The sequence below is a fragment of the Streptomyces silaceus genome (assembly GCF_001419745.1).
GTDB classification, from domain to species: Bacteria; Actinomycetota; Actinomycetes; order Streptomycetales; family Streptomycetaceae; genus Streptomyces; species Streptomyces silaceus.
Window position 1 is genome coordinate 1 of record NZ_LIRJ01000108.1, and the last position, 13,757, is coordinate 13,757.

Sequence of the window (13,757 nt, forward strand, 5' to 3'; positions counted from 1 at the left end):
GACCACCCCTCCGACAAGGCGACCTGGACCTTCCACCTGACCGCGCCCCAGGGCTGGACCCCCGCCGCCAACGGCAACCTCACCGGCCGCCGCGCCGCCCCCGGCGCCAAGGAGACCTGGGACTTCTCCCTCAAGTCCCCCATGGCACCGGAGCTGTTGGGGATCTCGGTGAACAAGCAGAGCTACGTCCACGGGCGCGGCCCGCACGGCGTGAAGCTGCGCCACCTCGTCCCCGAGGACCAGACGGCCACATACCGCCCCATCGTGGAGGAGACCGGCGGGCAGCTCGCCTGGCTGGAGAAGACCCTGGGTGTGCGCTACCCCTTCGACACGTACGGCGTGCAGATCGTCCGCGACGGCTACGGCGACGCGCTGGAGAACCAGACGCTCTCCCTCTTCGGCCCCGGCTGGTTCGACCGCCCCACCTACTCCACGACCATGGTCCACGAGCTGACCCACCAGTGGTTCGGGGACTCCGTCACCCCCGCCACCTGGCAGGACGCCTGGCTGAACGAGGGGCCCGCCGTGTACTACGCCGCCGTGTGGGCGGACCAGAAGGGCTTCCAGCCCATCGAGGAGAAGATGAGGACCGCGTACGACAAGCTCGACGCGGTCCGCAAGACCGACGGCCCGCCCGGCAAGCCCACCGGACTCGGCGGCTTCAACATCTACGACGGCGCCGCCGTCTCCCTCTACGCCCTCAAGCAGCGGATCGGGCAGGGCGAGTTCGACGCGGTCATGAAGGCGTGGCTGACCAAGTACCGGCACGGCAACGCCTCCACCGAGGACTTCGTCGCCAACGCGGTGAAGGTGACGGGTGACGCGTCCGTCGGCACCTTCCTGCGCCACTGGCTCTTCGACCTCGACAACCCGCCCATGCCCGGACACCCGGACTGGGGTGGCACGCGATGAGGCGGCGCTTCCCCGTTCTCGCCGCCACCGTCGTCTCCGTGCTGGCGCTCGGCACGTCGGCGGCCCCGCCGGTCGCCGCCGCCCCGCCGGGCCCGCGCGTCCTGCACGCCGCGCCGCACGGCAGCGGCGACGCGTGCAGCGCGGCGCGCCCCTGCTCACCGACCGGCGCTCGCGACGCCGCCCGCACCATCGACGGGCGCGACATCCGCGTCGAACTCGCCGACGGCACCTATGAGGTGACCGAACCGCTGGAGCTGGGCGCCGCCGACTCCGGGCGCGGCGGGCACACCGTCACCTGGACCGCCGCACCCGGCGCCGACCCCGTGCTCTCCGGCGGCCGCGCGATCGGGGGCTGGGCCAGGAACGCGGACGGCACCTGGACCGCCGCCGTCCCCGACGGGGTCACCCCGCGCCAGCTCTTCGTCGACGGCCGCCGCGCCGTCCGCGCCCGGGGCGCCGCCTGCCCCGCCGCCACCTGCGACGCCACCACGGCGGGCATGACGGGCGCCGAGGCCACCGGGATCGCGCGGTGGCACAGGCCGACCGGCGCCGAGGCCGTCATCAAGGTCCGCTGGCGCACCTACCGCTGCCGGATCGCCGGGGTGCGGGGCGACGACATCACCTTCGCGCGGCCCTGCTGGACCAACGCGTCGAGCGGCACGAACCGCACGGGCCCCGCCTGGGACTCCACCACCGTCGACTCCGCCCGCTACCACGGCGTCGCCTTCTTCGAGAACGCCCGCGAACTCCTCGACGAGCCGGGCGAGTTCGTGTGGGACGCCGCGGACCGCACCGTCACCTACCTCCCGCGCGCCGGTGAGAACCCGCGCCACACGCGCGTGCTCACCCCTGCCACCGAGCGCCTCATGGTCCTCGACGGCGCCCACGACCTCCGCGTCGAGGGCATCACCTTCGCCCACGCCGCCTACCGGCAGCCCGCCACCGACGAGGGCTACGCGGGCACCCAGGCGGGCCTCACCCTCACCGGCACCACCGGGCCCGTCGACCACGCAGGCCGCCACTACACCAAGCCGGCCGCGGCGCTCACCGTGCGCGGCGGACGTCACGTGGCCGTCGACCGGGCCGGGTTCACCCATCTCGGCGGCGCGGGCGTCGTCCTCGAAGCGGGCACCAAGGACTCCACCGTCATCCGCTCGCGCTTCACCGACCTCTCCTCGGGGGCCGTCTACGTCGGCGACACCGAGCCGAAGCCGGACCCCGTCCTCGCGGGGGAGCGCAACAGCGTCGCGTACAACACCATCCGGCACACCGGAGTCGAGTACACGGACGCGGTGGGGATCTGGGCGGGGTACGAGGCGGAGCTGAGCGTCGACCACAACACCCTGGAGGACCTGCCCTACTCGGGGATCTCCGTCGGCTGGGGCTGGAACCAGCCCGAGGCCCGCGACTCCGTCCTGCGGGACAACCGCATCACCGCCAACCGCGTCACGGACGTCATGCGGGTCGAGCACGACCAGCACGACGGCGGCGCCATCTACACCCAGGGCGCCCAGCCCGGCACGGTCGTCACCGGGAACTACATCAACCGCTCGGCGTACGGCAACACCGAGCGCGACGGCAACGGCATCTACCTCGACGAGCAGTCCTCCCACATCCGCGTCGAGGGCAACGTCCTGACCCGCATCGGCTACAAATGGGTCTCCAACTGGGCGGACTACGGCATCCAGAACCACGCCACCGGCAACTGGACCGACACCGACGCCCCGGCCCTCGCCGGCACCGGTTCGACCATGGCGGACAACCGCACCGGACTCGACCGGCTGCCCGCCGAGGCGCTGGCCGTGGCCGAGCGGGCCGGCGCCCGCCCCCAGCGGGCCGAACAGCTGCGCACCGACCTGGCGCGCCACGGCACCGCGACCCAGTCCTCGACGGACGGCACGGCCCCGGCCGCGTACGCCCTCGACGGCGACACCACCACCGACACCCGCACGCGCGCCGAGCCCGGTGCCTGGTGGCAGGTCGACCTCGGCGGCGTGCGGCGCGTGCGGCAGGTCGAGGTGTGGAACGACGCCTCGACGACGACCGGGGACTTCGCCGTCCAGCTGTCGAGGACGGCCGACTTCGCCGACGCCGGGACGCGGCACGTGAGCGGGAAGGCGCTGCGGCCCACGCTCGTGGAGTTCGGCGGGGGCCAGGAGGCCCGATTCGTGCGGATCAGACTCACCGGCACCGGGCGGGTGGGACTCGCGCACGTGCTCGTCCACCCGTAGCCGGGCCCGGCCGCCTGCCACCGGAGCCGGCGAACCGCCCAGGTCCGGCCCCTGCCCGCCGGGGGCCGGACCTTCGCGTACTCACCGCCGCACATGCCTCGACACCGGAGGCCGGGGCCGGATAGATAAGGATCAAGCTCATTCACCGCACCCGCACGCCCATGGACAGCACCCGCAACACCGGCACAAGCGAAGGAAGTTCCATGACCGACCTCCGTCTCGGCGTTCTCGGCTACGGACTGCGCGGCTCGCTCGCCCGCACCGCACACCGGCCCGGAGCGGGCTCGCGCGTCACCGCGCTCGCCGACCACGACGCCACCGCCCGCGCCGAGGCTGCGGTGGCCTTCCCCGGCGCCCTGATATCCGGCGACCACCGCAAGGTCGTCGAGGACCCGGACGTCGACGCGATCGTCGTCCTCACCCCCGACCACACCCACGCGGCGCTGGCGTGCGAGGCGCTGCGCGAGGGCAAGCCCGTCTTCGTCGAGAAGCCCCTGGAGACGGGCGTCGAGGCCTGCGACGAGATCCTGCGCACCGCGTACGAGACGGGCACCCGCCTGTACGTCGGGCACAACATGCGCCACATGCCCGTGGTCCGCCTGATGCGCGACATCATCGAGCGCGGTGGGATCGGCGCGGTCAAGACCGTCTGGGTGCGCCACTTCGTCGGCTACGGCGGCGACTGGTACTTCAAGGACTGGCACGCCGAACGGCGTTACACCACCGGCCTGTTGCTCCAGAAGGCCGCCCACGACATCGACGTGCTGCACTGGCTCGCGGGCGGCTACACCCGGCACGTGCAGGCGCTCGGCGACCTGATGGTCTACGGCGACAATCCGCACCGCCGCGCCCCGGGCGAGCCGAAGACGGACGACTGGTACACGAGGGACGGCCACTGGCCGCCGCACACCCAGCGCGACCTCAACCCCGTCATCGACGTCGAGGACGTCTCCCTGGTCAACATGCGCCTCGACAACGGCGTGCTGGCCGCCTACCAGCAGTGCCACTTCACCCCCGACTACTGGCGCAACTACACCGTCATCGGTGACGCGGGCCGCCTGGAGAACTTCGGCGACGGGCCCGGGGGAGTGGTCAAGGTGTGGAACTCGCGCCGGTCGGGGTACCGCGGCGAGGCCGACGCCGCCCACCCGGTGCCGGACGCCCAGGACGACGGCGGGCACGGCGGCGCCGACCCGCTGCTCGTCGACGAGTTCGTCCGCTTCGTACGCGAGGGCGGGCGCACCGACACCTCGCCGGTCGCGGCGCGGATGGCGGTCGCGGCCGGCGTACGGGCGACCGAGTCGCTGCGGGACGGCGGGATCCCGCGCGAGGTGCCCGACCTCGACCCGGAGCTGATCGCCTACTTCGAACGCGGTCAGACCCGCTGACCCGCGAGGTCTGAAGGAAAGCTGCGGCGGCGCTTAAGAAATCCTCGATGGACCGGGGCGCCGCCGTAGGGAAGATTCCTGTGACGTCGGATGAATGAGCGACGTACGACAGGAGCCGTTGCGTTGAAGGCGCTGGTCAAGGAGAAGGCGGAGCCGGGTCTGCGGCTCATGGACGTACCGGAGCCGGTGATCGGCCACGGAGACGTCCTGATCAAGGTGCTCCGCACCGGGATCTGCGGCACCGACCTGCACATCCGGGCCTGGGACGGCTGGGCCCAGCAGACGATCGCCGCGCCGCTTGTGGTCGGGCACGAGTTCGTCGGCGAGGTCGTGGAGACCGGCCGCGACGTCGCCGACATCGCGATCGGCGACCGGGTCAGCGGCGAGGGCCACCTGGTGTGCGGCAAGTGCCGCAACTGCCTGGCCGGGCGGCGCCACCTGTGCCGCGCCACCGTCGGGCTCGGCGTCGGACGGGACGGCGCCTTCGCCGAGTACGTGGCGCTCCCGGCCTCGAACGTCTGGGTGCACCGCGTCCCCGTGGACCTCGACGTGGCCGCCGTCTTCGACCCCTTCGGCAACGCCGTCCACACGGCCCTGTCCTTCCCGCTGGTCGGCGAGGACGTCCTGATCACCGGGGCGGGCCCCATCGGCCTGATGGCGGCGGCCGTCGCCCGGCACGCGGGCGCCCGCAACGTCGTGATCACCGACGTCAGCGAGGAGCGCCTGGAGCTGGCCCGCAAGATCGGCGTCAGCCTCGCCCTGAACGTGGGCGAGTCCTCGATCGCCGACGGGCAGCGCCGGCTCGGCCTGCGCGAGGGCTTCGACGTCGGCCTGGAGATGTCCGGCAACCCGCGCGCGATGCGCGACATGGTCGCCAACATGACGCACGGCGGCAAGATCGCCATGCTCGGCCTGCCGGCCGAGGAGTTCGCCGTCGACTGGGCCCGGATCGTCACCTCGATGATCACGATCAAGGGCATCTACGGCCGCGAGATGTTCGAGACCTGGTACGCGATGTCCGTCCTGCTCGAAGGCGGCCTCGACCTGGCCCCCGTGATCACCGGCCGGTACGACCACCGCGACTTCGAGGCGGCCTTCGACGACGCGGCGAGCGGCCGCGGCGGCAAGGTCATCCTGGACTGGACCGCCTGACCCGCCGGCTCCCCGCCGCGGCGGCCCCCGTCGCCCGCCGCGTCCCCACCGCCTTCACCGCCTTCTGAACCCCCTTAAGGAAGCAGCATGTTCGACAACGTACGCGACGACCTCCAGGCCACCCTCGACGAGATCAAGGCCGCGGGCCTGCACAAGCCCGAGCGCGTCATCGGCACCCCGCAGTCCGCGACCGTCGCCGTCACCGCAATGGGGTCTCCCCTGATCGAGCGCAGCCGAGAGATGGGGGAAGGCCGCCCCGGCGAGGTCCTCAACTTCTGCGCGAACAACTACCTCGGCCTCGCCGACCACCCCGAGGTCGTCGCCGCCGCGCACGAGGCGCTCGACCGCTGGGGCTACGGCATGGCCTCCGTCCGCTTCATCTGCGGCACGCAGGAGGTGCACAAGGAGCTGGAGGCGCGCCTGTCCGCCTTCCTCGGCCAGGAGGACACGATCCTCTATTCCTCCTGCTTCGACGCCAACGGCGGTGTCTTCGAGACGCTCCTCGGCGCCGAGGACGCGGTGATCTCCGACGCCCTCAACCACGCCTCGATCATCGACGGCATCCGCCTGTCCAAGGCGCGCCGCTTCCGCTACGCCAACCGCGACATGGCCGACCTGGAGAAGCAGCTCAAGGAGGCCACCGAGGGCGGCGCCCGCCGCAAGCTGATCGTCACCGACGGCGTCTTCTCCATGGACGGCTACGTCGCCCCACTCACCGACATCTGCGACCTCGCCGAGCGCTACGACGCCATGGTCATGGTCGACGACTCGCACGCCGTCGGCTTCGTCGGCCCCGGCGGGCGCGGCACCCCCGAACTGCACGGCGTCATGGACCGCGTCGACATCATCACGGGCACGCTGGGCAAGGCGCTCGGCGGCGCCTCCGGCGGCTACGTCGCCGCCCGCGCCGAGATCGTCGCGCTGCTGCGCCAGCGCTCGCGCCCGTACCTCTTCTCGAACACGCTCGCCCCGGTGATCGCGGCCGCCTCGCTGAAGGTCATCGACCTCCTGGAGTCCGCCGGTGACCTGCGCGAACAGCTCGCCTCGAACACCGCGCTGTTCCGCTCGCGGATGACCGAGGAGGGCTTCGACGTCCTGCCCGGCGACCACGCCATCGCCCCGGTCATGATCGGCGACGCGGCCGTCGCGGGCCGGATGGCCGAGCTCCTCCTGGAGCGCGGCGTGTACGTGATCGGCTTCTCCTACCCCGTGGTCCCGCAGGGCCAGGCCCGCATCCGGGTCCAGCTGTCGGCCGCGCACTCCACGGAGGACGTGAACCGCGCGGTGGACGCGTTCGTCGCGGCGCGCGCGGAGCTGGCGGCCTAGCAGGCGGTACGCCCGGACAGGGCCGGGAGGCGGACCGCCTCCCGGCCCTTCGCCGTCAGGCGGTGGGCGTGGCCGACGACTCGGGGGAGAGGACGGACTCCTGGCCGTCGGCGTTGAGGGTGGCGACGGCGTAGTAGTACGTCGTGCCGGCCGTCAGGCCCCGGTCCACGTACTCCGTGCCGCTCGTGACGTCGCTGAACTCCGCGTTCTCCTTGGTGACGCGAGGGCTCGTGGAGCGGTAGACGCGGTAGCCGGTCACGGGCGAGTCGCCGCTGCCGTAGCCGACGGCGTACCAGGCGAGCCGCACCGAGCCCGCACCCGCCTTGACGTCGTAGAACTCCGTGGCGGGCGGCCGCTTCGCCTCGCTGTAGGTCGGCCTGACCGCCGTGGAGGCGGGCGAGGAGACGGAGTGCTGGGTCGTGGCGACGACGGCGTAGTAGTAGTCCCGCTCGCCCTGGTCCTCGCCGACCGTGGCGGTGTACTCGGTCCGCGACACGGTGGCCACGCGGTTGGCCGGGTCGGTGATGTCGACCTGGGGCGACTTGGCGCGGTAGACGGTGTACGAGGAGACCGGCACGTACGGGCTCTGCGTCCACGACAGGGTCAGCCGCCTGCCCACGAGGGACGCGTTGCCGAGGACGGGGGCCTTGGGCGCGGTGGCGGCGGTGACGGTCCTGGTGCCGGTCACGAGGTTGGACGCCCCGGACTCGTTCCCGACGGCGTCGACACCGCGCACCTCGTACGTGTACGTGAGGCCCGCCTCGCCCTTCGTGTCGCGGAGGGTCAGCGACGTCGTCGAACCGACCTTGGTGCGGGGCGCGTTGGGGGACTCGGCGCGGTACACCACGTACTTCACCGCGTCCGAGTCGCCGCTGCGCCACGTCAGCGTCACGCCGCGCTCGTCCTCGCGGGTACGGGTGAGGTCGCGGGGCGCGAAGGGCGCGACGGTGTCGACGGTGCCCCGCTGGGGCTCGGTGTAGGGCGAGACGTGCCCGGCGTCGTCCAGGGCGCGGACCTTGTAGGCGTACTCGACGTCGGGGTCGGCGGCGCTGTCGGTGTACGAGCCCGTGGACACGGTGGCGATCCGCTCGTAGGGGCCGACCTCGTCCGGCCCGGTGCCCTCGGCCTCGGCGCGGTACACCTCGTAGGACGTGGCCGCGGAGAGCGTGCTCCAGGAGAGGGACACGGCCTCGCGCCCGGAGGTGGCCATGAAGCCCTCGGGGGCGTCGTAGAGGGGGTTGTCGGGCTGGTCGGGGTCGTCCCCGATGCTGCCGAGGGAGCCGGCGGCCGCGGCGGGCGTGGCCGCGTGGGCGGTGCCGGTGAAGCCGAGGGCGAGGACGACGACGGCGGCCGCGGAGGCGACGACGGTCGGCCTGAGGCGAGGGTGGTGAGACACGGCTGGCGTTCCCTTTCCGGTGGAACCACGTACGGGCGTACGCGGCTCGGGATGCAGTCGTGGGGGGAGTTGCTGGCGCTGCGTTCCTGGTGCTTGGTGCGGGTGGTGCTTTGTGGGGGCAAGGCACTGTAGCTGTATATGACCGGGAAAGGGGAGGCGGCTCTCGGCGTGGCGGGGCGGTGGGGGCTGTGAACCCGGCCACGTACCAGGCGAGTTGTGCGGCGACGCCCGATGGCGGCGCGCCCTGGAAGGGGCGAGGAGAACGGGGTGACGAGCCCGTACCGGCCCGGTGACGCGTCCCGGCCGTTGCCCCGCGCCCCCTCCGCACGGCGGAACCCGGCGGCACGGCGCGGCCCAGTGGTACGCGGAAGACCCCCGTGGGGGAGAATTGCCCCATGATCGAAGCACGGCGGCTGCACATCCTCCGTGCGGTGGCCGACCACCGCACGGTCACGGCCGCTGCCGCCGCGCTCTACCTCACCCCGTCGGCGGTCTCCCAGCAGCTCACGGCCCTGGAGCAGGAGACGGGCCACCGCCTGGTCGAGCGCTCGGCGCGCGGGGTGCGGCTGACCGCTGCCGGCGAGATCCTCCTGACGCACACCAACGCGGTCCTGGCCCAGCTGGAGCGCGCCGAGGCCGAGCTCGCCGCGTACAGCTCAGGCGAGGCCGGGACGGTGACCGTCGCCTCCTTCGCCACCGGTATCGGCCTGGTCGTCGGCCCCGCCCTCGCCCGCCTCGCCGCCACCGCGCCCGGGATCCGGGTCCGCGTGCAGGACGCCGAGGGCGACGCGAGCCTGCCGATGGTCCTCGACCGGCAGGTGGACGTGGCCGTCGCCGTCGAGTACCGGGGGGCGCCGGGCGCGGACGACCCCCGGCTGACCCGCGTACCGCTCTACGCCGAGCCCTTCGACGCGGTGCTCCCGCTCGGCCACCGGCTCGCGGACGCCGGCCGGGTGCCGCTCGGCGAGCTCGCCAAGGACGCCTGGATCGGCCCCTTCGCGGGCAACCCGTGCCACGACGTGGTCGTCCTCGCCTGCGAACAGGCCGGGTTCCAGCCGATGCTGGAGCACTGGTCGGACGACTTCCGGGCCGTGGTGGCCCTCGCCGCGGCCGGGGTGGGCGTCGCCCTCGTGCCGCGCTCGGCGCTGCGCGGCATGGACCTCTCGGGGGCCGTGGTGCGCCCGGTGGAGGGCGCGGCACCCACACGCCGGGTGTTCGCCGCGGTGCGGTGCGGCGCGGAGGAGCATCCGCTGATCCGTCCGGTGCTGGACGCGCTGGGGGAGGCGGCGGGCTGAGCCGCCGCGCCGGTCGGCGGACTCAGACCGTCTTGACCGAGTTGCCGTCGATGACGTGGTCGGCCCCCGTGGTGCTCGCGGCGAGCGGCGAGCCCAAGTAGGCGATGAGGGCGGCCACTTCGGACGGGCTGACGAACCGTCCGGTGACCATGCCCGCCGTGGCCGGGAGGTGGGCGAGCAGCTCCTCCTGGGACACGTTCATGGCCTTGGCGACCTCCGCCCCGTAGCCGTCGGGGCTCTCCCACATGTCCGTGCGGACGGGCCCCGGCGAGACGGTGTTGACGCGCACGCCCTGCGGCCCGAACTCCTCGGCGATGCCCTTGCCGAACGCCGTCAGCGCGGCCTTGGCGGTGCTGTACGGGATGGGGCCGGCGTGCGGGGTCAGCGCGCTGGTGGAGGAGACGTTGACGATCGCGCCGCCGCCCCGGGTGAGGTGGGGCAGCGCGGCCCGCGTGGTGCGCACCGAGGCGAGGAAGTTCAGCTCGAACGTCTCCTGCCACTGCTCGTCGGTGAAGGTGAGGAAGCCGCCCGCCCAGCCCTCGCCGGTGTCGCCGCCGCCGACGTTGTTGACCAGGAGGTCGAGCCCGCCGAGCACCTCCTCGGCCTGCGCGACGAGGCGGGCGGGGGCGTCGGGCGCGGACAGGTCGACGGCGATGCCGGTGGCGCCGGTGGCCTTCAGCTCCGGCGTGATCGTCCGGGCCGCCGCGACCACGCGCATGCCCTCGGCCCTCAGCGCGGAGACGGTGGCCAGGCCGATGCCCCGGCTCGCACCCGTCACGAGGGCGGTCTTGCCGGTCAGCTGCAGATCCATGGAGAGCTCCCCTGCTTCCTGAGTGGATCGTTCCGTAGGTGTGTCTCGAACGATGCGTGAACCATAGGACTTGCAACATTGATGTTGCAAGTAGCTTCGGATGGGTATCCGTGACGTACCATCTCGGCGGGATCGGCGTGTACGGACGGCGTGTGCGGACGGCGTGTGCGGACGGCGTGTGCGGACGGCGTGTGCGGACGGCGTGTGCGGATCGGTGGAAGGAAGCCACGTGGAGCAGGACCAGCGGAGCCGGGAAGGTGCGCGTCGGCGGCCGCTGCGCGCGGACGCCGAGCGGACCGTGCACACCATCCTGGCCGCCGCCGAGCGCGTCCTGAGCGCGAACCCCGCGGCCACGATGGAGCAGATCGCGGCGGCCGCGGGCGTCGCGCGGACCACCGTGCACCGCCGCTTCACCAGCCGCGACGCCCTGGTGGACGCGCTCACCGCCTGGGCCGCGCGCCAGTTCCACGAGGCGGTGACCAGCGCCCGCCCCGACACCGCCCCGCCCCTGATCGCCCTCTACCAGGCGACCGCCAACGTCCTGCGGGTGAAGATCAGTTGGGGATTCGCGATGAGCAGGGCCGAGTCGCGGGACCCGGAGGTGGCGCGGGCGCACGCCGACGTCCTCGACCAGTGCGACCGCCTCTTCCGGCGGGCGCGCGACACCGGCGTGCTGCGTCCGGACACCGACCTGGAGTGGGCCCGTCGCGTCTACTACGCCCTCATCCACGAGGCCGCCCACAACCGCGCGGACGAGACCGACGGCGCCGAGGACGTCGACGAGCTGGCGACGCTCGTGGTCGACACCTTGCTGCGCGGCATAGGCGGGGGAGAGGCGGGGGTGCGTGGCGCCTGACGGGGCGGACCGGTCCCTAAGGGGATCGCACAGCACCTGAAGGGAGGCGCACGGCACCTGAAGGGAAGGTGCACGGCACCTGAAGGGAAGGTGCACGGCACCCGAAGGGAAGCGCACGGCGCCGCTAGGAGTACCGCCCGGTGCTCCCCCGCAGCACCACCTCGCCCGGGACCCGCCGCACCCGCGACCGCCGGCCCCGCGGCTCGCGCAGGGCCAGTTCCAGGACGTCGCGGCCCATCCGCGCGAGCGGCAGCGCCACCGTCGTCAACGGCGGGGTCAGCTCCCGTACGAGAGGGATGTCGTCGAAGCCCGCGAGCGACACGTCGTCCGGCACCCGCACGCCCCGCTCCCGCAGCGCGGCGAGCGCGCCGACCGCCATCACGTCCGTCACCGCGAAGACGCACGTCGGCGGGCGGCCCCGGCGCAGCAGCTCCGCCGCGGCCGCGTACCCGCCGTCCCGCGTGAACGCCCCCTCCACCACCCGCTCCCGCGGCAGCGCCACGCCCGCCTCCGCCGGCGCGGCACGGAACCCGCCGAGCCGGTCGGCGACCGTCGTCAGGCGTTCGGGGCCGGTGAGGACGGCGAAGTCCCGGTGGTCGAGCCCGAGGAGGGCGCGGGCCGGCGCGCCCGCGCCCGCCCGGTTCTCCGGCAGTACCGTGTCCACGCGCAGGCTCCGGTGCCTGCTGACGACGGCGACGCGTCCGCCGGCGCGCGTGTAGGGGCCCAGCTCGGCGTCCAACTGCCTTTCCCAGGACGGGTCCTGGAAGCCGGAGCCGATGAGGAGGACGGCGCGGGCCCGTTGGGCCCGCAGCATCGAGACGTACGCGATCTCGCTCCCCGGCTCGCGGAACCTGCCCGCCGGCATGACGAGCAGGCCGCGTTCGGCCGCCGCGGCCGTCACGCCGCTCGCGATCGCCGCGAAGTACGGGTCGCCGACATCGTGGCAGATGACGCCGACGGTGTTGCTGGAGGCGCTGGCGAGCGCCTGGGTATGGGCGTTGGGGATGTAGCCGAGGCGGTCCGCGGCGGCGAGGACGCGGCCGCGCAGGTCGTCGCGGACCCGGGCCGTGCCGTTGAGCGCGCGGGACGCGGTGGCGGGGGAGACCCCGGCGGTCCTGGCGACCGCGTCCAGCGTCACGTGCAGCCCTCGCTCGGCTTCCCTCACCGCACCCCCCGGGGCCGTGGCGCGCCGCGAAACTCGGGTCCGACCTATTGACCCTGCGGTCAGCCAGTCATTAGCGTGGCGGACAGTGTGTCAGAAAGCGCTTTCTGAAAGCGTTTTCTCGTCCCCCTCTCGTCCCCTCTCGGCACCCTCCTCTCCACTCTCCACGCACCCCCGGCACCCTCGACTCCACCGGACCCCGCACCCGTCGCAGCGCATCTCCACCCACTTGCCTCCGCACTTCGCCGTACACCGCCGAATGTCAGGGAGTTCCACGTGAGCCAGAGCGCACTGTCCACAACTCCCGTGAAGACGGCGGGAGTCGCCGAGCGGCGACGTCCGACGCTTCGGCGGCGCGCGGCCGAGGCGGCCGAGAGGAGCTGGCGTCCGCTCGCCCTGCTGGTCGTCTGCTTCGGCGCCTGGTGGGCGATCGCCGCGACGGAGATGGTCGAGGCCTATCTCGTGCCCTCGCCCGGCGCGACCCTCGACGTCGTCCTCGACAAGCCCGACTACCTCTGGCAGCACAGCTGGGTCACCACCTACGAGACCCTGCTCGGCTTCGCCATCGCGGTGGCCGTCGGCATCGCCTCCGCCGTCCTGATGGTCGCCTCGACGACGGTCGAGAAGACCCTCTACCCCATCCTCCTGTTCGCCCAGGTCGTCCCGAAGATCGCCATCGCCCCCCTGTTCGTCGTCTGGCTCGGCTTCGGCATCGGCCCGAAGATCCTCATCGCCGTCCTGATCGCCTTCTTCCCCGTCGTCATCTCGATGGTGACCGGCCTCAAGGCCGTGGACCCCGAGATGCTGCAGCTCTCCGCCACCATGGGCGCGCGGCCCTGGCAGACCTTCCTCAAGATCCGGTTCCCGGCCTCGCTGCCGCACCTCTTCTCCGGTCTGAAGGTCGCCGTCACACTCGCCGTCACCGGCGCCGTCGTCGGCGAGTTCGTCGGCGCGAACGAGGGTCTCGGCTATGTGATCCTCCAGGCCAACGGCAACCTCGACACCCCGATGCTCTTCGCGGGGCTGCTCGTCATGTCGCTGATCGGCGTCGTCCTGTTCGTGCTCGTCGAGATCGCCGAGAAGCTGCTGCTGCCGTGGCACGCCAGCCGCAGGGACACGGCCGCCACCACGGCGTACTGACCCCTCCGTATCCCCCCATCGCACGCACCTCCTTCGCGCGCACCTCCTTCGCACGCACCTCTTCCGCACGCACCCGCCCCGCCCCCCC

11 protein-coding genes are annotated in these 13,757 nt (G+C 72.9%); 8 read left to right on the top strand and 3 right to left on the bottom strand.

Features of this window, described 5'->3' with window-relative positions; translation table 11 throughout:
- From AOK22_RS12500 to AOK22_RS12520, 5 genes are all read left to right on the top strand, one after another.
- Window positions 1-912: M1 family metallopeptidase (locus AOK22_RS12500; protein WP_167357843.1), on the top strand; the 912-nt coding region annotated here is incomplete at its 5' end.
- Window positions 909-3,143: a discoidin domain-containing protein gene (locus tag AOK22_RS12505; RefSeq protein WP_055698687.1), complete on the top strand. Its 2,235-nt coding sequence runs from the start codon at window positions 909-911 to the stop codon at window positions 3,141-3,143. The genes AOK22_RS12500 and AOK22_RS12505, both read left to right, overlap by 4 nt.
- A gap of 203 nt (window positions 3,144-3,346) precedes the next feature.
- Window positions 3,347-4,531, top strand: coding sequence for a Gfo/Idh/MocA family protein (locus AOK22_RS12510; RefSeq protein WP_055698688.1), 1,185 nt, complete (start codon window positions 3,347-3,349; stop codon window positions 4,529-4,531).
- A gap of 123 nt (window positions 4,532-4,654) precedes the next feature.
- Window positions 4,655-5,683 carry an L-threonine 3-dehydrogenase gene (tdh, locus tag AOK22_RS12515; RefSeq protein ID WP_055698689.1) on the top strand — a complete coding sequence of 343 codons (1,029 nt, stop codon included), beginning with the start codon at window positions 4,655-4,657 and terminating at the stop codon, window positions 5,681-5,683.
- 87 nt (window positions 5,684-5,770) lie between these two features.
- Window positions 5,771-7,009: a glycine C-acetyltransferase gene (locus AOK22_RS12520; protein WP_055698690.1), complete on the top strand. Its 1,239-nt coding sequence runs from the start codon at window positions 5,771-5,773 to the stop codon at window positions 7,007-7,009.
- Window positions 7,010-7,064: 55 nt separating this feature from the next.
- Here the strand turns inward: AOK22_RS12520 and AOK22_RS12525 are convergent, their stop codons facing one another.
- The gene (locus AOK22_RS12525; protein WP_055698691.1) at window positions 7,065-8,405 is read right to left on the bottom strand and encodes a fibronectin type III domain-containing protein; all 1,341 of its coding nucleotides are present in this window, start codon (window positions 8,403-8,405) and stop codon (window positions 7,065-7,067) included.
- Window positions 8,406-8,800: 395 nt separating this feature from the next.
- On the opposite strand from AOK22_RS12525, the gene AOK22_RS12530 reads away from it, so the two are divergent.
- The gene (locus tag AOK22_RS12530) at window positions 8,801-9,700 is read left to right on the top strand and encodes a LysR family transcriptional regulator (RefSeq protein WP_055698692.1); all 900 of its coding nucleotides are present in this window, start codon (window positions 8,801-8,803) and stop codon (window positions 9,698-9,700) included.
- 22 nt (window positions 9,701-9,722) lie between these two features.
- On the opposite strand, the gene AOK22_RS12535 is transcribed toward AOK22_RS12530, so the two are convergent.
- Window positions 9,723-10,511 (bottom strand): SDR family NAD(P)-dependent oxidoreductase, encoded by a 789-nt coding sequence (locus tag AOK22_RS12535; protein WP_055698693.1) that lies wholly within the window; start codon window positions 10,509-10,511, stop codon window positions 9,723-9,725.
- A 229-nt stretch (window positions 10,512-10,740) separates the two neighbouring features.
- On the opposite strand from AOK22_RS12535, the gene AOK22_RS12540 reads away from it, so the two are divergent.
- Window positions 10,741-11,367: a TetR/AcrR family transcriptional regulator gene (locus tag AOK22_RS12540; protein ID WP_055698694.1), complete on the top strand. Its 627-nt coding sequence runs from the start codon at window positions 10,741-10,743 to the stop codon at window positions 11,365-11,367.
- A 124-nt stretch (window positions 11,368-11,491) separates the two neighbouring features.
- Here AOK22_RS12540 and AOK22_RS12545 read toward each other — a convergent pair whose 3' ends face one another.
- Window positions 11,492-12,505, bottom strand: a complete 1,014-nt coding sequence (locus AOK22_RS12545) for a substrate-binding domain-containing protein (RefSeq protein WP_055698695.1) — start codon at window positions 12,503-12,505, stop codon at window positions 11,492-11,494.
- 300 nt (window positions 12,506-12,805) lie between these two features.
- Between AOK22_RS12545 and AOK22_RS12550 the strand changes: the two genes are divergently transcribed.
- Window positions 12,806-13,669 carry an ABC transporter permease gene (locus AOK22_RS12550; RefSeq protein WP_055698696.1) on the top strand — a complete coding sequence of 288 codons (864 nt, stop codon included), beginning with the start codon at window positions 12,806-12,808 and terminating at the stop codon, window positions 13,667-13,669.
- The last annotated feature ends 88 nt before the right edge of the window (window positions 13,670-13,757 follow it).